The organism is Bacillus sp. ILBB4, from assembly GCF_035064545.1.
Classification (GTDB): domain Bacteria; phylum Bacillota; class Bacilli; order Bacillales; family Bacillaceae_H; genus Priestia.
Genome location: NZ_JAIQVD010000003.1, coordinates 411,681 through 433,140 on the forward strand (window position 1 = coordinate 411,681; position 21,460 = coordinate 433,140).

Consider the following 21,460-nt stretch of genomic DNA (forward strand, 5'->3'; position numbering starts at 1 on the left):
CTTCAAGCGTAATCAAATATAAGGAAGTTGACAACTAATTTGGCTAGCGCATTTATCTTTTAAAACCTTAACTTTGTGTATAAAATGTGAAAAAATATAACTTTTTTCCTAAAAAATAACATCATTAAGCGGAGGTTATGGTAGAATTTTGAGAGCACTAGAGAGAAAGAATCATTTTTGGAGGTTGCTATTTTGAGTACGTTATCAACAAATTCAGAGCCGGTTTTAAAGCCTAAAAAGAAAAAAGAGTTTACTTACTTCACGCTGCTTCTATTTATCGTGTTAGGCTTTGGCCTGCAGATTATAGCCGGAATTGGAGTAGCTATTTACGATGAAGTTACGGGTTCAAATATGACGGGAATTTTATTAGAAGGGCCATATGCCCTGCTGGTAGACGCGGCGTTTTTTCTAGGCGTTGCGGTGCTGTACAGGCCTGTGCTCAGATTTTTAAAGCCTATGTGGAACGTCTCAGTATTAAAAGAAAGAAAAACGTATGTATATATTGTGGTAGGCTTTTTAATTGTAGCCGCGGTGCAGTACGTGATGCTTTCATTTTTAAACGTAGAAAGCGCAAATCAGCAGCAAAAAGATTTAAACCAAGGCAGTTTTAATCAAACGCTGCTTTCAAGCTGGATATTCTTTATAAGTGTAGCAGTCATTACGCCTATTAAAGAAGAGCTGCTTTATAGAGGTGTTTTATGTGGTTTTTTAACCAAACGCCATCACGTGTCTGTAGGCATTTTCGTTTCCGCTATTGTATTCGGTCTGTTACATATTGGCTTTCCGATTACAGCTACCGTCATGGGACTTGTCTTTGCCATTATTTATTATCGAACAAAATCTATTTTTCCCTCTATGATTTTACATATGCTGTGGAATGGATTAGTGAGTATAACCGTCTTCTTTTAAAAGCCGCTTAAGCGGCTTTTTTATTTGGATAAAGATGCAGAATGCTTTACGCGAATTTTCCCAACAATTAATAATCCAAGAGGGTAAAATAGTCCAAATAACAGACTATACGGAATCCACGTATCTCTGTCCCACGTTTGTTCATATGGAATGCTTGGATACACGATAAGTGAAAATGTAACGGCAATAATGCTTAGCGGAAGAGTTAAAATTCGGTAGTTTTTTAATTCAAGAATTTGAGCGAGTCCAGAAACGGTCGCATAATAGTAGAGAGACGTTTTAAAATAAAGAGATAAAAACCACATAATAGCCATAATTACTTCAATATTTTTCAGAAAATCCGCAACTTCGATCCGTCTTGCAAGCTCATAGCTTGGATATAAAGCAATACGTGTATACGTATTTCCAAGTACAAGAATGCCAAGCAATAAGATAATAATCATAATGCCTCCGCCGATTAAGCTTCCCGTAAAAAAAGCGCGGTTTCGCTGATCTGGTTCCGCTACGTGAGCAGGGAAAACGGTTAGCAATACAATAAAAGTGAGAGAAGTAATACTTGTAAATACCAGAATAGATCTGATAATAGGTTTAACGCCTACCTCTAACAAAGGCTGCAAATTCTCATAATGAATTTGAGGGAAGATCGAAAAAACTAAGATTAAGAACGGAATAACAAACCAAGGAAAGAGAATTTCAGCACAGCGGGCAATCGTTTCAATGCCAAGCCGAACGCCGACAATCACAATTCCCATAAACAAAATATGAACAGCAAGCATAGGTGTTTGAATAATAATGCGAGTTGTTAGAAACGAGCCCACGTAAAACAAAACTTGACTGCAAAAAAGAAGAGTAGAAGCGACAAATAAAAGAGATACAAACTTTCCTAGCCACTTGCCTAAAATGGCTTCGTTTAGTTCCATGAGCGTTTTATTAGGATAAAGGCTAGAAAGTTTGATATACATCCATACAAGAAAAACGCCTACACCTACGCCTAAAATAGCTGGAATCCATGCCTCTTGTTTAGAATCAGCCGTTAAGCTTCCTGGAACGACTAAAATGGTGTCGCCTAAACTATAAAAAATGACGAGTATTCGAAACTGTGCTGCGGATAAATTCATCTGACTATGCACATTGTTCACTTCCTTTTATTTCAACAGACTGAACAAAAAATCACTAAAAGGTTTTAATAAAAAAGCAATGCCGTCCCCGGGGTTAGGAACCTCCACACCGCCGTATTTTAAACTAACAATTAAAATACTTACTATGAACAAACTCCAAAAAATTTGCTTTTCTTTTTTACTGTTCACTTTTTTTAAATAAGGTATTTCTACTAAACAAACAGCTGCACAAAGTAAAAAAATCCCTAAAAATATAAGCATGTATCAACCTCAATTAGTAACCCTTTAAAAATGATGAAGGGATGTTAAAGACGCCTGTGTTTCAAATATAGTATGATCCAAAAAGGCTTGATTTATGAAAAGTAAGACTAAAGCCAGGGCAAAACCGTGTTATAATGACCAAGTTGAGCGTTATAATAGAAAAAACAGCATGATTACAAACAAGTAGATACATAACAAGGTAAGGATGGGAGAGATATATATGGCAGATGAGCTCAAAAAAATGCTAGATGACAAAGAAAAGGTGCAGCTTATTATCGCCGCTGTTGTCATGCTTGGAGGCCTGGTCGTTTTGTTAAAAAGCGTTGCAACAGGGCAGGCCATGGGTGAAAAATGGCTAGAAAGTCAAGGGAACGCAGACACGGATCTGTATCTTGAAACGATAAAAAGCTACATACATCTGTATCAAATTGTGGGTGGCGTCATGTTTGGAGGAGGCCTTCTCACGTTACTTCGTGCTAAACTAAAGAAATAAAGCGGCAGCAAAATAAAAGATCATAGTCCAAAAGAAGTGTCATATCTTTTTAATAACTTAAAAAATAGTGAAAAGGAGTTATGTATGAATAATGAAGAAAATACACCGGCTTATCATCTGTTTATGATGATAGGAGCGCTTGCTATGCTGATTTTTGGTGTTGTCGGTTTCTTTATTAAGTATCCTGCTACGTTAAGTTTTGTGATGTGTATTGGTGGAAGTATCATATTTTTGCTGCATTTATTTGAATATATGAAACCTAAAAATGAACTATAGCATCTTCAAACGAGGAAATCTAGAAGCAAAGGAAGATGAGAAATGCGGAAACACCGTACGTATGAAACGCTAGTTGATCTTTATCAAAAAAGCGCCAAAATTCATTATGAAATCGATTATCGAGATAAAAAATCTGTAAAAAAAGGCAATCGAGCTGCAGAAGATATGAAAAAAATTGCGCAGCTCATTCATTTATATTATCCAGGCATGCTGTTTGAATTTGCAACACTGCTGACAAATCCTACTTATCGAATTGACCTATGGGCTGCACATCATATTTTAGAAATCATGAGCTATTCACCAATGCTTGAGGACAACGCGCTTTCCGTCATTGAACGCTACGCCGACGAAAATGATTTTACAGCTTTAGGAAATCGCATGTGGTTAGATCAGTGGAGAGAAAAACAGCGCTAAAATTGGGCTAAGCAAACAAGAATAACCAAAAGGAAGATGGATATATGAGTTTATGTACATTAAAGAACGGTATAGGCATCAGCATTCGAGAAGCAGTACCGAAAGACGCAGAGAAAATGATTGCTTTTTACAACCGGGTAGGAGGAGAAAGCGATTTTCTTTCATTTGGAGAAGGTGAGTTTCTTACACCTCTTTCAGAGTACGAACTGTTTTTAGCTTCTGTAAAACAAGAGCAAAATGCTCTTATAGTTGTGGCTGAAAAAGAAGAGAAAATCATTAGTATTGCATCCATCACCTCGTCTCAAAACCCGCGTAATAAGCATGTGGGAATCCTCGGTATTGTAGTAGAGAAATCTTATAGCGGGCTAGGGTTAGGCAGACAGCTAATGATTGAGCTGATTGAATGGGCACGTACGAATAAACAAACAAAAAAAATCGAACTTGTGACGCGAGAAGATAACCAAAGAGCTATTTCTTTATACAAGCAGCTAGGGTTTCAAACAGAAGGATTAAAAGAAAAAGACACCTATATAAATGGCGTGTACTATAATACAATGCTTATGGGTCTTCACTTATAAAAAGAGGCTGGGACAAAAGTATATTAAGTGAATGAAAATCCGAACGATGAATCGTTCGGATTTTCATTGTGGTGATGAACATAGGCTTCCTATAGGCAGATGCTTCTAACGATTTTGGAGGCTCAGCGGCGCCCGCGGAACGCGAAGCCTTGGACGGAAATCAATGGCGGCGGAACAAGCAGGTCAGATCATGTATGCCAATGGTTCGTCTTTAGATTGAATTGACGTAGTTATATCTCACTCTTTTTTTGTTTATTGTTTTTTAGCTTCCGCAAATACACTCATCGCCTCGTTCATAAATTTGGCTAATCCTTTTCCATAGCGATCAATGTTAGTTGTAAATCGCTCATCTTGCACATACATTTCTCCAAGACCTTTAAAGGCTTCTAATGAATATGTTCCAAAGTTCTCATTTAAAAATTGATACCATGTCGCAATAGCTTTTTGAGCTTCTGTAGAGGATGGTGACAGATCACGAAGCGAAGCTAAGTGAGTGTAGATACTTTCCCATTCGTTTGATATGCGCTGCTGTTCTTCTTGTGAGAAGCTTTGTACTTTTTCATTCGCTTCATCTACCCGCTGATTTCCCCAGCGCTTCCGTGCTTCTTCTTCATAGGGGTTATGCGAAAAATCCAGTCCTTTAAATCGCTCTTTTTCGTTCATTTCAATCGCTCCTTTTTCATATTGAATCGTTTTATTAATGGTTACAATCATTTGATCGAGCCGACTGCGTTTTTCAATCAGCATGTTTTTTTGCAGTATCAACGCTTCTGTGCGATTAAACGTCGGATCTGTTATAATCTCGTGAATTTGTTTTAAAGGGAAGCCAAGTTCTTTAAAAAATAATATTTGCTGAAGCATATCGAGATTAGCCGGTGAATAAAGCCGGTAGCCGGATTCACTAACGGCATCAGGTTTTAATAGCCCGATTTCATCATAATGATGCAGCGTGCGGACGCTGATTCCTACTAAGTCAGCAACTTCTTTTACTTTTCTGTTCATTCTTTCATCTCCCTTCTGAAATCTACTATAAAATATAACGCAGCGTAAGGGTCAATACTAAAAAAGAAATAATTGACTTTTAGTTTATATGCATTTATATTTAATTAGCATTAACTATTTATAACATGAAATAAATAAGCAAGCCTGGAGGAATAGATGTGACAAAAAGCAATCAGTATCTTGGAGAGATTCGTTCATCGCTTCAAGTGCTATTTGAAAAAATGCAGCCTGAAATGATGGAGAGCCTAAATGAGCATGAGATGACTCCTACGCAATTATTTGTTCTTTCTTATTTAAAGAAAGTAGGGAGCAGCAAGGTTTCTCAAATTGCAGAACTCATGGATGTCAAACCGAGCGCCGTGACTCTTTTAGTAGATCGTCTTGAACAACACAATTTTGTTGTAAGAGAACATAATAAAGAGGACAGACGAGTCGTTGATATTACCTTAACGGAGTTTGGGCATCGCAAGCTTGAAGATGTGCTGAATGGTCGAAAAGCCATTATGGACCGCTATCTTTTGCATTTAACAGAAGAAGAGCTTTCTATGATGGCTTCTATTACGAAAAAGCTTGCAACGTCAGCTGCTTCTTATAAAGATAAGCATCAGTAACAAAAAAGAGGAGAGACACACGATGGAAAATCAAAAAAATTCAAAGCGCACGCTCTTATTAATTGGGTTAATTATTGCGATGTTCTTTTCTGCACTTGATGGAACCATTGTCGGAACAGCTATGCCAAGAATCGTAGGAGATCTTGGTGGATTGAGCATGATGACATGGCTGACAACAGCCTATTTATTAACGTCGACAACGGTTGTTCCGATTGCAGGGAAACTCGCTGATTTAGTAGGACGCAGAGTAATTTATGTTACAGGACTTATTATTTTTATGGTCGCTTCTGCTCTATGTGGAATGGCAAATAACATGACAGAGCTTATTTTATTCCGTGCATTACAAGGAATTGGCGGTGGCGTTATGATGCCGATGGCAATGATTGTAATCGGTGATTTATTTACAGGAAAAGCACGAGCAAAATTTCAAGGAGTATTCGGAGGAATTTACGGCCTTGCTTCTGTCATTGGTCCACAAATTGGCGGATGGATTGTTGATTCACTGAATTGGAAATGGGTGTTTTACATCAACTTGCCGGTAGGGATACTCGCTACCGTTTTTATTGCACTGGGACTTCAAGGAAAGAAACATACGGGACCTGTGAAATTCGATGTAGCGGGTATGTTCACAATGGTTATCGGAGTAGTGAGCTTGCTTCTGGCCCTGAGCTTTGGAGGAAAAGACTACGACTGGAACTCTTGGCAAATTGTTAGTCTATTTACACTGGCTGTTGTTGGGATCATAAGCTTTATTATTGTGGAAACGAAAGCCAAAGAGCCGATTCTTCCGATGTATTTATTTAAGAACCGAACGTTTACGCTTTTAAATATCATTGGCTTTTTTATGAGCATCGGCATGTTCGGAGCCATTACGTTTGTTCCGTTCTTTATGCAAGGAATCGTTGGAGTCAGCGCCTCGGAATCCGGTACCATTATGACGCCGATGATGATTTCAATGATTGTAACAAGTATTATTGGAGGGCAGCTTGTTTATAAAGTTGGAATCAAGCCTCAAATCGTAACGGGTATGCTCATTATGGCAGGAGGGTTCTTCTTGTTAACAACATTAGACCTTCATACTAGCAAACTTGTTGCCACTTCTTATATGGCCATAATCGGTTTAGGAATGGGTCTTGTGATGCCAATTTTAACACTTGCTCTTCAAGAGAGCTTTTCAAAAGAAGAGCTCGGTGTGGTTACATCATCAAGTCAATTTTTCCGTTCAATTGGAGGAACGTTCGGTATTACCATTTTAGGAGCGGTGATGAATGCAAAATCAGGTACGCTTCTTACTGACAAACTCGTTCCATATTTAAACACATTGCCTGCTCAAGCAAGTGCTTTTGCGGACGGGTTTAAAAAAGCGATTGATACGAATCCTGAAAGTGTGCTGCAGATGCTGTTTAGCCCCCAAGCGCTAAAAAGTATCCCAGCTGCCCTTTCAGACAGCATTGTGCCAATTTTGAAGACCTCGCTAATGAGCGCATTGCACAGCGTCTTTTTCATGGGCTTAGCTTTTATTATTTTAGGAGCGGTATGCACATTGTTCTTAAGGCAGATCAAGCTTTCAAATAAAAAAGCCGAAGAAAAACCAGAAGAAGGCATTGCTGAAGTAGAGCCATCACGTTAAAAAAAGCGCACAAATTTGTGCGCTTTTTTCTATATTAACTAGTTGTTTCATTAGGCTTACGAAGAAAAGGAGATTGTTTAGACGTGTCATACGAAATTTGATCAAGCAAATACGTTAGATATAAGTTCAGTTCAAACCGATCTTCCGACACAAAATCTGTAAGCGCTTGCTTATTATCTTTCCACATGGTAATTCCTCCTTAATTTTACATACTAATGAATGGATTTAATATCAGAAAGCTGAAGGGAAACAACGGCTTCATTTTCGTCTTTTACGGATAGAATTTGCTGATGGAGATTTAAGTTGTGCACGCGGCCTTTGCACGTTTGCAACGTTCCATCTTTATAGTAAGAAACAGTTATCGTCCCACTTTTCGTTAATTCTCGTAAAAACATTCGAGAAGCCTCCTTAAAAGAGATTACCTGATTTAAAAGCCAGTCCTTTCATTTGAGATGAGCAAAAGGGAATTGTATGTACTGCAAGCTTCCCTTTATATTCTCCAACGTGTATGAATAGATCGAATAAAAGGTTGCTAGCCCACCTATAAACTGTCCTAAATTTCAGAATATACTGTCTTTTCCGTATAGTGTTTTTTAAAAGGATTAATGTTACATTTATTATGTAACATTCTGATGAGAAAGAAAACCGTTTCTACAAAACTTCTCTAAAAATTACAAAATATTCATATTCATGTGAAGGATGTAGAATGAACAAATATAGAAGTAACTGTGTTTATAAAAAACGTAACTACAGCTTCAATTATTAATGATCTTAATACTAGTTATCAATTATATGTATTTTACTAATTTATTCTTCTCCGATAAAATGCAGGTAGACGAATTTGATAAGAATTTTCTAATGATTTATATAATTAAATTTGATATAATCTATAGGAATAATAATGTATGAAGGGAAACATCATTGATTAATTAGACACAGGTATTAAATGTTGTTGAAGATGATTCGTAAAAGCATACATATTTAAATTATATATTTTTGTGAGGTGGACAGTGTTGCAACTTAAGGTAGTAAACAGCCCTTTTAATCAAGAACAAGCAGATTTGCTTAATCGCCTTCTGCCGACATTAACAGAAGCACAAAAAATGTGGTTGAGCGGTTATTTAACAGCATCTCAATCTACGTCTGCCGAAGGAACGCCAGACGTTTCTACAGCAGCGCCTGCTCAAACGAAACAGACAGTTTCAAAAGACGTAACGATTCTTTATGGATCACAAACAGGAAATGCTCAAGGACTTGCTGAAAATACAGGCAAAACGCTTGAAGCAAAAGGCTTTAATGTAACCGTATCTTCTATGAATGATTTCAAACCAAATAATTTAAAGAAACTTGAAAATTTATTAATTGTCGTAAGTACACACGGAGAAGGAGAGCCGCCTGATAATGCGCTATCTTTCCATGAATTTCTTCACGGCCGTCGAGCGCCAAAACTTGAGAACTTCCGTTTCTCTGTTTTATCGCTTGGAGACAGCTCATACGAATTTTTCTGTCAAACAGGAAAAGAATTTGATGTGCGCTTAGCAGAACTTGGCGGTGAAAGACTGTATCCGCGCGTTGACTGTGATTTAGATTTTGAAGAGCCCGCAAATAAATGGCTTAAAGGTGTTATTGACGGATTAAGCGAAGCGAAAGGACACAGCGCTTCGGCAGCTGTTCCAGCGGAAGCTCCTGCAGGAACTTCACCATATTCAAGAACAAATCCTTTTAAAGCAGAAGTGCTTGAGAACTTAAACTTAAACGGCCGCGGATCAAATAAAGAAACGCGACACTTAGAACTATCTCTAGAAGGTTCAGGTTTGACGTATGAACCAGGAGACAGTTTAGGTATTTATCCTGAAAATGACCCGGAGCTTGTTGATCTTCTTCTTAACGAATTCAAGTGGGATGCAAGTGAAAATGTAACGGTTAATAAAGAAGGAGAAACGCGTCCTCTTAGAGAAGCGCTAATCTCTAATTTTGAAATTACCGTTTTAACAAAGCCGCTTTTAAAGCAAGCAGCTGAGCTTACTGGAAACGATAAGTTAAAAGCGCTTGTAGAAAATCGCGAGGAATTGAAAGCATACACACAAGGCCGTGATGTGATTGACTTAGTTCGTGACTTCGGCCCATGGAACGTATCGGCACAAGAGTTTGTAGCCATTTTACGTAAAATGCCAGCGCGCCTTTACTCGATTGCAAGCAGCTTATCAGCAAACCCTGATGAAGTTCATCTAACAATCGGAGCGGTACGCTACGAAGCGCATGGACGCGAGCGTAAAGGTGTTTGTTCCGTCCTATGTTCAGAACGTTTGCAGCCAGGCGATACGATTCCTGTATATCTTCAAAGCAATAAAAACTTTAAGCTTCCTCAAGATCAAGAAACGCCAATTATTATGGTAGGACCTGGTACAGGTGTGGCTCCGTTCCGCTCATTTATGCAAGAGCGTGAAGAAACAGGGGCAAAAGGCAAGTCATGGATGTTCTTTGGAGATCAGCACTTCGTAACAGACTTCCTTTACCAAACAGAATGGCAAAAGTGGTTAAAAGATGGCGTACTGACAAAAATGGACGTGGCGTTTTCACGCGATGCTGAAGAAAAAGTATACGTACAAAACCGTATGCTCGAGCATAGTAAAGAATTATTCCAATGGTTAGAAGAAGGCGCATCTTTTTATGTGTGCGGAGATAAAACAAATATGGCACGCGACGTGCACAACACGCTAGTTGAAATTATCGAAACAGAAGGCAACATGAGCCGTGAACAGGCGGAAGGTTACCTTGCTGAAATGAAGAAACAAAAACGTTATCAGCGTGATGTATACTGAGGATTGAAAGGAGATTTTCAACATGGTAAACAAAATTTTAAAAGCGCCCGAAGGTCCTCCAAGTGACGTTGAGCGCATAAAAGATGAAAGTAATTATTTGCGCGGTACATTAGGAGAAACAATGCTCGACCGCATCAGCTCAGGTATTTCTGAAGACGATAATCGTTTGATGAAGTTCCATGGAAGCTACTTGCAAGATGACCGAGATCTTCGTAATGAACGTCAAAAACAAAAGCTAGAGCCAGCTTACCAATTCATGCTTCGCGTCCGTACGCCAGGCGGTGTTTCAACACCAGAACAGTGGCTAGTGATGGATGATTTAGCACAAAAATACGGAAATGGAACGTTAAAGCTGACAACTCGTCAGGCATTCCAAATGCACGGAATTTTAAAGTGGAACATGAAGAAAACGATTCAAGAAATTCATGCTTCTTTATTAGATACAATTGCAGCTTGCGGAGATGTAAACCGTAACGTAATGTGCAATCCAAATCCGTATCAGTCAGAAGTGCACGCTGAAGTATTCGAATGGTCAAAAAAATTAAGTGATTACTTATTGCCTCGTACAAGAGCGTACCACGAACTTTGGCTAGATGAAGAGAAAGTGATCAGCACACCGGAAGTGGAAGAAGAAGTGGAACCAATGTATGGTCCGCTCTATTTGCCAAGAAAGTTCAAAATTGGCGTAGCTGTTCCACCGTCTAACGATATTGACGTGTATTCACAAGACCTTGGCTTTATTGCCATTTTAGAAGACGAGAAACTTGTTGGGTTTAACGTAGCAATCGGCGGCGGTATGGGTATGACGCACGGAGATAAAGCAACTTACCCTCAGCTTGCAAAAGTGATTGGGTTCTGTCGACCTGATCAAATTCTAGAAGTAGCTGAAAAAGTCATTACGATTCAACGTGATTATGGAAACCGCTCTGTACGTAAAAACGCGCGTTTTAAATACACGGTTGATCGTCTTGGATTAGAAACGGTAAAAGAAGAGCTTGAAAATCGTCTGGGCTGGAGCTTAGACGAAGCAAAATCTTATCACTTTGATCATAACGGCGACCGCTACGGCTGGGAAAAAGGTGTAAAAGGAAAATGGCACTTTACTCTTTTTGTTCAAGGTGGACGTATTGCTGACTTTGAAGACTATAAGCTTATGACGGGTCTTCGTGAAATTGCAAAAGTTCATAGCGGTGATTTCCGTTTAACGGCCAATCAAAATTTAATTATCGCGAACGTATCAACTGAAAAGAAAAAACAAATTAGTGACCTCATCGAACAATATGGACTAACTGACGGCAAGCATTATTCGGCTCTGCGCCGCAGCTCATTAGCCTGTGTATCGCTTCCAACTTGCGGGCTTGCTATGGCGGAAGCTGAGCGTTATCTCCCAGTTCTTCTTGAGAAAATTGAAGCAATTGTAGATGAAAACGGCCTTCGCGATAAAGAAATCACCATTCGTATGACGGGCTGTCCTAACGGCTGTGCACGTCCTGCTTTAGGTGAAATTGCTTTTATCGGTAAAGCACCGGGCAAATACAATATGTATCTTGGAGCAGCATTTGATGGAAGCCGCTTAAGTAAAATGTACCGTGAAAATATCAGTGAAGAACAAATCTTAAACGAACTGCGCGTCTTACTTCCTCGCTATGCAAAAGAGAGAGAAGAAGGCGAGCACTTTGGTGACTATGTCATCCGCGCTGGTGTAATCGAAGCTGTAACAGACGGCACGAATTTCCACGCATAATACGTATGAAGGGACCTTTCTAAACTTACAGAAAGGTCCCTTTTTTCTATTTTAATATTCTCTAACAAATACTGCTACTCCAAATACTCCTAATCTTTCAGCGGTAATTTGTTCAAATCCGTTATCAAGTAAACAATGTGCTGCACTTCGGTAGCGCTGACCTTGAGCTAACAAGCGTCCGCAAGGATTTGCGCTGCCGATTACTGTTGCTTCTACGACAGTACGAGGAGCTTGTCTATCCAAAGGATTTCGCTCCCACAGAATTGTCACCACATCCGGAGGACGTGGGATAGATACATTACCTGTGTGTTCATGCATAGCCATCACCTCCTTACACTATAGTAAATGCAAAAAATGGCAGACTGCTTGTACACACGCTGATTTTTATTAAAAAAGGCGTTCACTTATGCCTAACTCGGCTGATTTCATAGCAATGAGGTGATCAATAGAAACAGCTGGCAGAAAAAAAGAATGCTATAATGTAAAAGAAAGGAATTTTTATCAAGGAGGGAGAAACATGCAGCAAAAACGAGTAGTGGTTATTACAGGGGGAGCAAGCGGAATTGGCAAAGAAACTGCCTTAAAGTTTGCGCAAAAAGGAGACGCGGTGGTCATTGCTGATTATGATAAAGGGAAAGGAAAAGAGACCCTTCAAAAAATTGAAGAAGCTGGAGGGAGCGCTTTATTTGTGCAAACAGACGTCACAAAGTTTGAAGAAGTGGAAGCGCTGATTGAGGAAACTGTGAACCGCTTTGGGCGAATTGACGTGATGTTTAACAATGCAGGTATTGGACGCCCTACATCTATTTTAGATCAAGACTTAGAAGAATATCACCGTATTATTGACGTGAATCAGCACGGCGTTACATATGGGATTATGGCAGCGGGCAGGAAAATGAGAGAGTTAGGTATTAAAGGCGTCATTATCAATACGGCATCTATTTTTAGCTTCTTAGCCTCACCCGGTACCTATGCCTATCACGCAACAAAAGGAGCTGTTGTGATGATGACGAAATCAGCTGCGCTAGATCTCGCTAAATACGGCATTCGCGTCGTCGCCATTGCGCCAGGATTTGTTGATACGCCCATTATTCAAGGCTATAAAGACAACGGTATGGTTGAAGGAATGAAAGCTAAAACGATGAGCAGGGAGCTCACTACACCAAAACAAATTGCAGATATGGTTTATTTGCTTTCCTTAGAAGAAGCGGGAGCTGTAAACGGCAGCGTCATCATGGCTGATGATGGGTATGCGGCATTTAAATAAAAGGAAAAAGGATTCTTTTTAAGAAAAGAATCCTTTTTTATTATGTAGTAGGCAGGGAGCTATAAACAAACGTATCGTGAGCTTTTCCGTTTTGATACATATAGTTTTTTAACACTCCTTCTTTTTGAAACCCGAGCTTTTCAAGCACATGCTGTGATGCTTTGTTTTCAAGAAACACAACAGCTCCAATCCGCACTAGCTGAAGGGTATCAAAGCCATAAGCCATAACAGCCGAAGCAGCTTCCGAAGCATAGCCGTGACCCCAGTGCTGAGGGTGCAGCTCATAGCCAATTTCCGCGCGCTTATGCTTTTGGTTCCACTGATTAAATCCAACTGTCCCAATTAATTCCCCCGTATCGAGCCGTTCAATTCCCCAGCGCATGCCTTTTTGAGTTCTGTAATTTTCAGCAAAAATATCAATCAGAACCAGAGCTTCTTGAATAGTTGTGAATTTTTCTTGCCCGTAATATCTAATAACTTCTTTCTGAGAGAAGCAGTCAAAAATAGTATCTGCATCGACTTCTGTTATTTCACGCAGTGTAGTGCGAGGTGTAAGAAGAATAGGAAACATACTTTTCTCCTTTCTATTTTATATAGAAAGATTTCGTCAGCTCAGAGAAAATACCTTTTATTTTATTTTTCTGTTATAAATTAAGTGGAAATACGAGCTAAACGACTGAGAAAAAGACAGGAAAAACTTCTAAATAACGCAAACAGTTGTTACATACTAGCACTGAAAACAGTATACTAAAAAAACAAATAGAGCTAGCTGCACGTAGAGCAGCTAGCTTTCCTGTAGGAAAGAACCTATTTTTTAGTTAACTGATTGCGATCTTCAATTTGAGGAGGCTCTTCAAGCCATCCGTTTTGAATCATAATTTTGCCGCCTTCTTTCGCCAAACTGTAAATGTCTTTTGCAAGCTGGAGCATCTTTAATGGCAAATCACTTCTTAAACTAAAGGCTCCTCCTAAAGCATTACTCCCCAGACCGAACGTACTCAAAAGACTCGTATTGTACATCATCAGCTTATCTGAAAAAGGAGGAACGGTTGAATTCGTCGCTTTTCCGGCATGAGTAGCCGGGGGTTCTATGTAGCTATGGCGTAAAATATCACCTAGTTCTGTTTCAATTTTCTTCGAAAGCTTCATACCCCTGACAAAATGCTGCTGTGCCTCTTTGTTGTTGGCCACTTGAGCAAAACCAATCATCAGCTGCATTCCTACAAGATTTGTATCAACAGCATGTTGAATAAGTGACACTTCAATGGTATTCAGCGATCTTTTTTCGCTAAACCAGCTCAATCCGCCTATATAATTTTGTTCATGGACAAAATGGACTTCCTTAGGCATAGAAACGTATGGGGGTTTTGCGATGACACCCGTTTCTAACAATACTTGTGTGGATTGATTGTATATGTCCTGTGCTTCTGCTGTTGCCTCTACGAAGAAATTTCGGACATCTTCTCGGTAAGACATGGTCGAATGCAAAGCAAACAGTCCTGTTTCAATTTGAGACATTAAGCGTATATACATGACTTCGAACATGTGGTCATATAGTTTAGGAACTCCTATATTCACGTCATCTTTCGTAAAACCAATTGGGATAACAGCGCCTTCGTTCTCAAATATTTCTTTAATTCGAGCTACACGTTTTAAAGATCGGCTATAATATAGCTCAAAAAGTTCTTTGTAATCTTGTTTATCTTCCAGAAAATATTCTAGAAACCTCAAAATCATCGTTTTTTCCTGATAAGTCATCCATAAGTTAGCAAGCTCCGATGACGTGAGCGGCGGAAGTTTTGATGTGCTCATTGTACACATTCCTCCTGAAAATAGTGATAGGTAAATATTTATAGCTTCATTAGTATTTCTTTTATTTATAGGAATATTCTTCTTTTTAATTTATTGAAAAGCTTCATTAGCCGTTATTATAGTAAGATAATTGAAGGAAATAAAGCTTACCAACAAGTCAGTTGTATGATAACTGATATGAATAAAACTAAGTTTTTCTATTACTTTAAATAATTTGACAATTGATGTTATTCTTACTATTATGGAAACATAAGTTTTACATATATTGCTAGAGTTCGGCAACACATTCTCGCAGCACTATAAGTAAGGAGCTTACGATGAAGCACATTGTCCAAGCAACAGATCATCCTAGAACGAAAGACACATTAAAAGAAGATTTACGCAGGTTAGGCATAACACAAGGGATGACTATCATCGTTCATTCTTCGCTATCTTCATTAGGGTGGGTAAACGGAGGTTCAGTAGCCGTTGTTCAAGCTTTAATGGAGACAGTGACAGAGGAAGGAACGATCGTGATGCCGTCACAGTCGGTCGATCTTTCGGATCCATCAGAATGGGGCAATCCGGCTGTGCCAAAAGAGTGGTGGGAAACTATTCGGGAAACGATGCCTGCATATGATCCGGCCCACACGCCAACAAGCGGGATGGGACAAATCGTGGAAACTTTTCGAACGTACTCTGGCGTAAGAAGAAGCAGCCATCCAATGTATTCATTCGCCGCTTGGGGAAAGGACAGCGAAGACCTCTTAAGAGATCATCCCCTTGAATTCAGTTTAGGCGAAAATTCTCCTCTTGAAAGGCTTTACAAAAAACATGCCTTTGTTTTATTATTAGGTGTCGGGTTTGGGAACAATACTTCTTTTCATCTAGCGGAATATCGTATTCCATATCGAAACGTGATTCAAAAAGGGTCTCCAGTTATGGATGCAGGAAAGCGAGTATGGAAGACATATAAAGAATTAGAGTTTCGAGAAGAGCTGTTTGAAAAGATAGGTGAAGCGTTTATTGAAGCAAAAGGAATAAAAGCTGAAAAAATCGGTTCAGCACGTGCATACTTCTTTTCAATGCCTAAAGCCGTCGATTTTGCTGAAACGTATTTGAAAGCGCTACAGTAAGTGGTTGTATGCTTTTAAAGTTGTCTGTATATCAGACAACTTAACGTGAGAGCCAGCGACCCCTCTGGAATCTAAATTAAACAAGCGCAGAAGTCATTCAAGCAAGATAGTTTACTTTTTATGTTCCTTGTTTCATAATGGCACTTGTCTGTGAATTTATTCGGTCAGGTTGTCTTACAATTATGGAGATAAAAAGCAAGTGTTAAATAAATTCATTAAAAAATTTAAATGTATAGAAAAAAAGGAGAGAATACAATTATGTCACTACGTGATCAAGCACTACATATGCATCAAGAAAAACAAGGTAAGTTAGAAGTTAAATCAAAAGTTGAAGTTCAAAACGCTCAAGATTTAAGCTTAGCTTACTCTCCGGGAGTAGCAGAACCTTGTAAAGAAATTCATGAACATCCAGAAACGGTGTATGATTACACAATGAAAGGAAACATGGTCGGCGTTGTGACAAATGGTACCGCTGTTCTTGGCCTTGGAAACATCGGACCTGCGGCTTCACTTCCCGTTATGGAAGGAAAAGCAATTTTATTTAAAAGCTTTGCAGGCGTAGATGCATTCCCAATTACACTTGATACAACAGATACAGATAAAATTGTTGAAACTGTGAAATTAATGGCTCATACATTCGGAGGCATTAACTTAGAAGATATCGCAGCTCCACAGTGCTTTGAAATTGAAGAGCGCCTGAAAAAAGAAGTAGATATTCCTGTGTTCCATGATGATCAGCACGGCACAGCAATCGTAACGGTAGCAGGACTTGTAAATGCACTGAAAATTGTCAATAAATCAATGAAAGACTTAAAAATCGTCTTAAACGGAGCAGGAGCTGCCGGCATTGCCATTACAAAGCTTCTTTATTCTTACGGTGTACGTGACATGATTATGTGTGATACGAGAGGTGCTATTTATGAAGGCCGCTCTCAAGGTATGAACAAAGTGAAAGCTGAAGTGGCTTCTTATACAAACGTAAATAAAGAAAGCGGTACGCTAAGCGATGTAATTAAAGGCGCAGATGTATTTATCGGTGTATCTGCAGCAGATGCATTATCTCAAGAGATGGTTAAATCAATGAATGAAGATGCAATTATCTTTGCGATGGCAAATCCTAATCCAGAAATCAAGCCAGACGCTGCAAAAGAAGCAGGAGCGGCTGTTATTGGAACAGGTCGTTCAGACTTCCCTAACCAAGTAAATAACGTTCTTGCATTCCCTGGAATTTTCCGCGGTGCGTTAGACGTTCGCGCTACTCATATCAACGAAGAAATGAAAAAAGCTGCTGTTGAAGCAATTGCAGCCCTTATTACAGAAGAAGAGCTAAACGCAGATTACGTTATCCCTGGACCATTTGATCCTCGCGTAGCGCCAGCTGTAGCAGAGTCTGTAGCAAAAGCGGCAATGGATTCAGGCGTTGCCCGCATTACAATTGATCCAGCACGTGTAAAAACACATACAGAACAATTAACAAAAATCGAAAACTAATAACGGGTAAAAAAGCCCTTTGAAACGCTGTTTCAAAGGGCTTTTTGTTTTAAAGACCTGCTGTAACCGCTGTGAAATCTAAACGTAACACCATTTCATCTCCCATATGATGTACAATAAAGAGAAAAGAACCCAGGTTTTGTATCATAAAGGGAGGAACAAAGATGTACACCGTATTTTCAACATTTAATGTACCGGATGAAAAAGCTGAAGAAGTGATTGGAATTTATAAAAATCGTTCAAAATCAGTCGACGAGGCTCCAGGATTTGTAGACTTTCTACTTCTTCAAAACGATAAGCGAGCAGGGGAGCTCACCGTTCAGCTTACATTTGATACGAAAGAGAATTATTTAAGCTGGGTACGAAGCGAAGATTTCAAGCGTATTCATGATTTAGAGAAAAAGTACCCTGATCAGGAACTGGCAGCCGTCATCCCAAAAGTTTCTCAGTACAAAGTGGTGGCACGATGAGTTCACTTCCCGTTAATAAGATCGTCGAAAGAGTAACGGAGAAAATCTACGAGTTAGAACCTTCTTTGCTCGAAAAATTCGGAGAGCGCGGTAAAGAAAGATGCCATGAAGATAATCATTATCATATGAAGTATCTTGAGACAACATATAAGTTAGACAACCTGAAAATTTTTACGGACTATGCCTTATGGTTAAACAATTTACTCACAAGTAGAGGCATGAAAACACAGCATATTATTGATAATTTTAATTTTATACAAGAAGCGCTGTTTGAATTAGATAATTACGGTGATAAACAAGTACAGGCGTATGTGACTTACTTAGAAGAAGCAAATCATATACTGAAGCAACAGCAGCTTTAAAAAAGAGGCTAGGACAAAAGTGTTTTAGTTGAAGGGAAATCCGAACGGGTTTGATTCTTGTTAGAGAATCCAATCTGTTCGGATTTTTTCATGGGTAGGGTGAACGTTGGTTTCCTGTATGTAGTTATGTCTCACTTTTTTTGTTTTACATATGTATAAAGGTGGAAATAAAAAAGAAAAAGGAGAATACATATGCAAAAACAGCTAACAAAAGGAATCCTGTTCTTAATTACTCTATGTATGATTGGAAGTGCGGCAGCTTGTTCAGGTGAACCAGCTAACAAGACAAAATCTGATAATCATAAAGCAGAGGAAAAACCAATTGAAGACCGTCAAGAATTGACAAAGCTACAGCAGTATTCGAGCGACCCAGACATTAAAAAGGGGAAAGATGAAGATTTTGACTTGATTGGTACGTTAAAAAAAGACGCTGAAAAAGAAATGACGCTGAATATCGATGATCAACTCGTTAAAGTACCAAAAAGCTCTGGGATGGAAGTGGAAGGCTCACAGCTAAAAGATATGATTAATAAAGAAGTAGAAGCTGAAATTGACGCAGCTAAACAAGAAGCAACTAGTATTGAATTAACTCCAAAAGCAAAAGCAGATAAAAATGGCGTGTATGAACAAGATGGAGACGAACGTAAAATTGTAGGTGTTTTTATAGAAGAAAGTAACAAACATATAACGGTAAAAGTTCCAAACGGCAAAAAAACGTATCAAAAAAGCACAGACTTTGAAAAAGAAGAAAAGGGCAGTTTAAAAGAAAAGACGGTATACCTTGAAATCAACTCAGCTAATGAAGTAGAAAGTATAGAAAAAGAAGACCGTGAATAAATAAAGCTACAGTTCTTCTTTCCCTCCTTGCTCTCTTGACTTTTTCAACTGTGTCACTTAACGTTACAGTAGAGAAAGAAAAAAGGTGGTTTATGGAAGATGAACAGTGAATTTACCATTGCCGTGCACAGCTTAGTGTTCCTAGCAAATTTACCAGATCACCGAGCAAGCAGTGAATTGATTGCTTATAACATCTGTACCAATCCTGCACGGGTTCGGAAAATAATGAGTACACTCAGAAAAAACAACTTGGTTCGGACAAAAGAAGGGCTAGGCGGCGGTTATACTTTAGGCTGCAGCCCTGCTGAAATAAGTCTTGGATTGATTTACCGAGTTATATCGACAGGAACGCTGAAGCCTCACTGGTGCAGCGGCGACCCTGACGCTGACTGTATTGTGAAATCAAACATTCAAACAGTGATGGACGACATTTTTACAGAGAGTGAGCAAAGCGTAATCAGGCATTTAGATCAAATTACGATCGAAGACGTGCTGAAAAAAGTTAGAACTGCTCACTAAAAAGCACCTTGCTCATGCAAGGTGCTTTTGTTACGACTCTTCGGAAGCGGCTGTTTCAGCCGCTGCTGCTTTTAAGCCGTCATTTACTTTTCTTCCATTCTCTAAATACTCTGTTTTGAAGCCGCTTTTTAAAGCCCATGTGTAGAAGAGAAGAGAAACAACAACAATAATTCCCATATCCCATCCATATTTAATGACATTAAGGCCCCCAAACTTTTCGCTTCCAAGCCATGAAATAGTCATCATACAAAGTAAGTATACAACCATCCATACGCCGCCTTTGAAGTTCTGTCGAAAGCCTTTCCATTTAGCCTTTGCTTGATAATAAAAATAAATAGGCAGGCCGATTAAAATAATAAACAAAACTTGTCCAGTTAGCGGCCAGCGCGCCCAATATAGCGTTAATGAAGCAAAAATAAAGCCGAGCGCCGCAATAATGCTTAATCCTTTTAAACGAAGGGGACGATATAAATCGCTTCCAGTTCGTCTTAGCGTCATAACTGTAACAGGACCTGTAATGTAAGAAATAAGCGTAGCGACTGAAATAATTTCAGCAAGCACGCCCCAGCCCCGAAATAAAAACAAAAAGACAAGAGAAACAGCTAAGTTAAAAAACATGGCTTGACGCGGAACACCATAAATAGGATGAAGGCGTCCTAGAACACTTGGCAAATATTTATTTTGTTCCATACCATAAATCATTCGAGCAGTAGTAGCTGTATACGTAATACCTGTTCCAGATGGTGAAACAAACGCATCTGCATACAGGACAATTACAAGCCAGTTGATGTTAAGCGCAATGGCTAAATCTGCAAATGGAGAGTTGAAATTTAAATGACTCCATCCCTTGGCAATATCAGAAGGGTTTACCGCACCGATAAAAGCAATTTGAAGAAGCAAATAAATGACTGTAGCCACTAAAATTGAGCCTACAACCGCAATCGGAATAGCTCTTCCAGGATTCTTTGCTTCTCCAGCCATATTAATGGGGCTTTGAAAGCCGTTAAAAGCGAACACAATTCCAGACGTAGCAACAGCTGTTAGCACACTAGCCCAGCCGTTTGGTGCGATGCTGCTTCCAGAAGTGAAGTTCTCTCCGTGAAAGCCTACAAATAAAAGTGCTCCAATTGTAAGTCCCGGTATAACAATTTTAAAAATAGTGATTAACGAGTTGGCCTTGGAAAATAGTCCAACTGTCCAATAATTCAGTAAAAAGTAAATAATCAATAGCACAGTAGCGATAGCTAATCCTTCGCCAGTTAACGTTCCTTTTTCTACGAGGTGGCTTGTCCACTGTGCCCACTTCCAAGGCCATGAGCTCATATATTGTACAGAAGCTACTGCTTCGACTGGAATAACGGATACAATCGCAATCCAGTTTGCCCAAGCAGCAATAAAACCAATAAACGAACCGTGCGAGTACTGCGTATACTTGACCATCCCGCCAGCTTCGGGAAACATGGATCCTAATTCACTGTAAGAAAGTGCAATAAATAAAATAACGACCATTCCAATGACCCATGATAAAATAGCAGCCGGACCTGCAATTTGAGCTGCTCGCCACGCTCCAAATAACCAGCCGGAACCAATAATTGATCCAAGTCCCGTCATGGTTAACGCGAATGTTCCCATTCTTCGATGTAAATTGTTCATCTGACTAACACCTTTCATATAAAATAAGTCTTTCAATTAAACGTTGTTGCTTTATTATTATTATTCTGAAATCTTT

25 protein-coding genes are annotated in these 21,460 nt (G+C 39.2%); 16 read left to right on the forward strand and 9 right to left on the reverse strand.

Annotated features, from left to right (window positions below; translation table 11 throughout):
* Positions 1-192 precede the first annotated feature (192 nt).
* Positions 193-909, forward strand: coding sequence for a CPBP family intramembrane glutamic endopeptidase (locus LAV82_RS14255; protein WP_499716304.1), 717 nt, complete (start codon positions 193-195; stop codon positions 907-909).
* Positions 910-929: 20 nt separating this feature from the next.
* Here the strand turns inward: LAV82_RS14255 and LAV82_RS14260 are convergent, their stop codons facing one another.
* Positions 930-2,039, reverse strand: a complete 1,110-nt coding sequence (locus tag LAV82_RS14260) for a GerAB/ArcD/ProY family transporter (RefSeq protein WP_499716306.1) — start codon at positions 2,037-2,039, stop codon at positions 930-932.
* 15 nt (positions 2,040-2,054) lie between these two features.
* On the reverse strand, positions 2,055-2,288 hold the full coding sequence (locus tag LAV82_RS14265) for a hypothetical protein (RefSeq protein ID WP_013057804.1): 234 nt from the start codon (positions 2,286-2,288) through the stop codon (positions 2,055-2,057).
* A 220-nt stretch (positions 2,289-2,508) separates the two neighbouring features.
* Here LAV82_RS14265 and LAV82_RS14270 point away from each other — a divergent pair, with 220 nt between their 5' ends.
* The 4 genes from LAV82_RS14270 to LAV82_RS14285 all read left to right on the forward strand — a co-directional run bounded on the left by LAV82_RS14270 (position 2,509) and on the right by LAV82_RS14285 (position 4,049).
* Positions 2,509-2,781, forward strand: a complete 273-nt coding sequence (locus LAV82_RS14270; protein WP_013057803.1) for a hypothetical protein — start codon at positions 2,509-2,511, stop codon at positions 2,779-2,781.
* 84 nt (positions 2,782-2,865) lie between these two features.
* Positions 2,866-3,057: a hypothetical protein gene (locus LAV82_RS14275; protein WP_098248097.1), complete on the forward strand. Its 192-nt coding sequence runs from the start codon at positions 2,866-2,868 to the stop codon at positions 3,055-3,057.
* A 42-nt stretch (positions 3,058-3,099) separates the two neighbouring features.
* A complete protein-coding gene (locus LAV82_RS14280) occupies positions 3,100-3,471 on the forward strand; it encodes a hypothetical protein (protein WP_013057801.1) in 372 nt (123 codons plus the stop codon).
* Between the two features lie 44 nt (positions 3,472-3,515).
* A complete protein-coding gene (locus tag LAV82_RS14285) occupies positions 3,516-4,049 on the forward strand; it encodes a GNAT family N-acetyltransferase (RefSeq protein ID WP_211077869.1) in 534 nt (177 codons plus the stop codon).
* A 252-nt stretch (positions 4,050-4,301) separates the two neighbouring features.
* Here LAV82_RS14285 and LAV82_RS14290 read toward each other — a convergent pair whose 3' ends face one another.
* A complete protein-coding gene (locus LAV82_RS14290; RefSeq protein WP_029322737.1) occupies positions 4,302-5,051 on the reverse strand; it encodes a MerR family transcriptional regulator in 750 nt (249 codons plus the stop codon).
* A gap of 158 nt (positions 5,052-5,209) precedes the next feature.
* On the opposite strand from LAV82_RS14290, the gene LAV82_RS14295 reads away from it, so the two are divergent.
* Both LAV82_RS14295 and LAV82_RS14300 read left to right on the forward strand, forming a co-directional pair.
* Positions 5,210-5,662, forward strand: a complete 453-nt coding sequence (locus LAV82_RS14295) for a MarR family winged helix-turn-helix transcriptional regulator (RefSeq protein WP_211077871.1) — start codon at positions 5,210-5,212, stop codon at positions 5,660-5,662.
* Between the two features lie 22 nt (positions 5,663-5,684).
* Positions 5,685-7,292, forward strand: a complete 1,608-nt coding sequence (locus LAV82_RS14300; RefSeq protein ID WP_013057797.1) for an MDR family MFS transporter — start codon at positions 5,685-5,687, stop codon at positions 7,290-7,292.
* Positions 7,293-7,326: 34 nt separating this feature from the next.
* Here the strand turns inward: LAV82_RS14300 and LAV82_RS14305 are convergent, their stop codons facing one another.
* Both LAV82_RS14305 and LAV82_RS14310 read right to left on the reverse strand, forming a co-directional pair.
* A complete protein-coding gene (locus LAV82_RS14305) occupies positions 7,327-7,479 on the reverse strand; it encodes a hypothetical protein (protein ID WP_013057796.1) in 153 nt (50 codons plus the stop codon).
* Between the two features lie 25 nt (positions 7,480-7,504).
* On the reverse strand, positions 7,505-7,687 hold the full coding sequence (locus tag LAV82_RS14310) for a YolD-like family protein (protein ID WP_013057795.1): 183 nt from the start codon (positions 7,685-7,687) through the stop codon (positions 7,505-7,507).
* 618 nt (positions 7,688-8,305) lie between these two features.
* On the opposite strand from LAV82_RS14310, the gene LAV82_RS14315 reads away from it, so the two are divergent.
* Positions 8,306-10,114, forward strand: a complete 1,809-nt coding sequence (locus LAV82_RS14315; protein WP_499716307.1) for an assimilatory sulfite reductase (NADPH) flavoprotein subunit — start codon at positions 8,306-8,308, stop codon at positions 10,112-10,114.
* A gap of 22 nt (positions 10,115-10,136) precedes the next feature.
* Positions 10,137-11,858: an assimilatory sulfite reductase (NADPH) hemoprotein subunit gene (cysI, locus tag LAV82_RS14320; protein ID WP_013057793.1), complete on the forward strand. Its 1,722-nt coding sequence runs from the start codon at positions 10,137-10,139 to the stop codon at positions 11,856-11,858.
* Between the two features lie 51 nt (positions 11,859-11,909).
* On the opposite strand, the gene LAV82_RS14325 is transcribed toward cysI, so the two are convergent.
* A complete protein-coding gene (locus LAV82_RS14325; RefSeq protein ID WP_029322730.1) occupies positions 11,910-12,176 on the reverse strand; it encodes a hypothetical protein in 267 nt (88 codons plus the stop codon).
* Positions 12,177-12,375: 199 nt separating this feature from the next.
* Here LAV82_RS14325 and LAV82_RS14330 point away from each other — a divergent pair, with 199 nt between their 5' ends.
* Positions 12,376-13,125, forward strand: a complete 750-nt coding sequence (locus tag LAV82_RS14330) for an SDR family NAD(P)-dependent oxidoreductase (RefSeq protein ID WP_499716309.1) — start codon at positions 12,376-12,378, stop codon at positions 13,123-13,125.
* Positions 13,126-13,165: 40 nt separating this feature from the next.
* On the opposite strand, the gene LAV82_RS14335 is transcribed toward LAV82_RS14330, so the two are convergent.
* Positions 13,166-13,696, reverse strand: coding sequence for a GNAT family N-acetyltransferase (locus tag LAV82_RS14335; RefSeq protein ID WP_116327015.1), 531 nt, complete (start codon positions 13,694-13,696; stop codon positions 13,166-13,168).
* A gap of 236 nt (positions 13,697-13,932) precedes the next feature.
* A complete protein-coding gene (locus LAV82_RS14340) occupies positions 13,933-14,937 on the reverse strand; it encodes a DUF3231 family protein (RefSeq protein ID WP_013057789.1) in 1,005 nt (334 codons plus the stop codon).
* Between the two features lie 317 nt (positions 14,938-15,254).
* Between LAV82_RS14340 and LAV82_RS14345 the strand changes: the two genes are divergently transcribed.
* From LAV82_RS14345 to LAV82_RS14370, 6 genes are all read left to right on the forward strand, one after another.
* The gene (locus tag LAV82_RS14345) at positions 15,255-16,052 is read left to right on the forward strand and encodes an AAC(3) family N-acetyltransferase (protein ID WP_029322726.1); all 798 of its coding nucleotides are present in this window, start codon (positions 15,255-15,257) and stop codon (positions 16,050-16,052) included.
* 258 nt (positions 16,053-16,310) lie between these two features.
* A complete protein-coding gene (ystJ, locus tag LAV82_RS14350; protein ID WP_013057787.1) occupies positions 16,311-17,543 on the forward strand; it encodes an NADP-dependent malic enzyme in 1,233 nt (410 codons plus the stop codon).
* Positions 17,544-17,707: 164 nt separating this feature from the next.
* Positions 17,708-18,013, forward strand: coding sequence for an antibiotic biosynthesis monooxygenase family protein (locus LAV82_RS14355; protein WP_013057785.1), 306 nt, complete (start codon positions 17,708-17,710; stop codon positions 18,011-18,013).
* Positions 18,010-18,375: a hypothetical protein gene (locus LAV82_RS14360; protein ID WP_013057784.1), complete on the forward strand. Its 366-nt coding sequence runs from the start codon at positions 18,010-18,012 to the stop codon at positions 18,373-18,375. The genes LAV82_RS14355 and LAV82_RS14360 overlap by 4 nt, the downstream gene beginning before the upstream one ends.
* A 192-nt stretch (positions 18,376-18,567) precedes the next feature.
* Positions 18,568-19,212 (forward strand): hypothetical protein, encoded by a 645-nt coding sequence (locus tag LAV82_RS14365; RefSeq protein ID WP_029322723.1) that lies wholly within the window; start codon positions 18,568-18,570, stop codon positions 19,210-19,212.
* Between the two features lie 99 nt (positions 19,213-19,311).
* Complete coding sequence (locus tag LAV82_RS14370; protein ID WP_029322721.1) at positions 19,312-19,731, forward strand: Rrf2 family transcriptional regulator; 420 nt, start codon at positions 19,312-19,314, stop codon at positions 19,729-19,731.
* A 30-nt stretch (positions 19,732-19,761) separates the two neighbouring features.
* Here LAV82_RS14370 and aimA read toward each other — a convergent pair whose 3' ends face one another.
* Complete coding sequence (aimA, locus tag LAV82_RS14375; protein ID WP_499716310.1) at positions 19,762-21,384, reverse strand: glutamate/serine transporter AimA; 1,623 nt, start codon at positions 21,382-21,384, stop codon at positions 19,762-19,764.
* Positions 21,385-21,460: the final 76 nt, after the last annotated feature.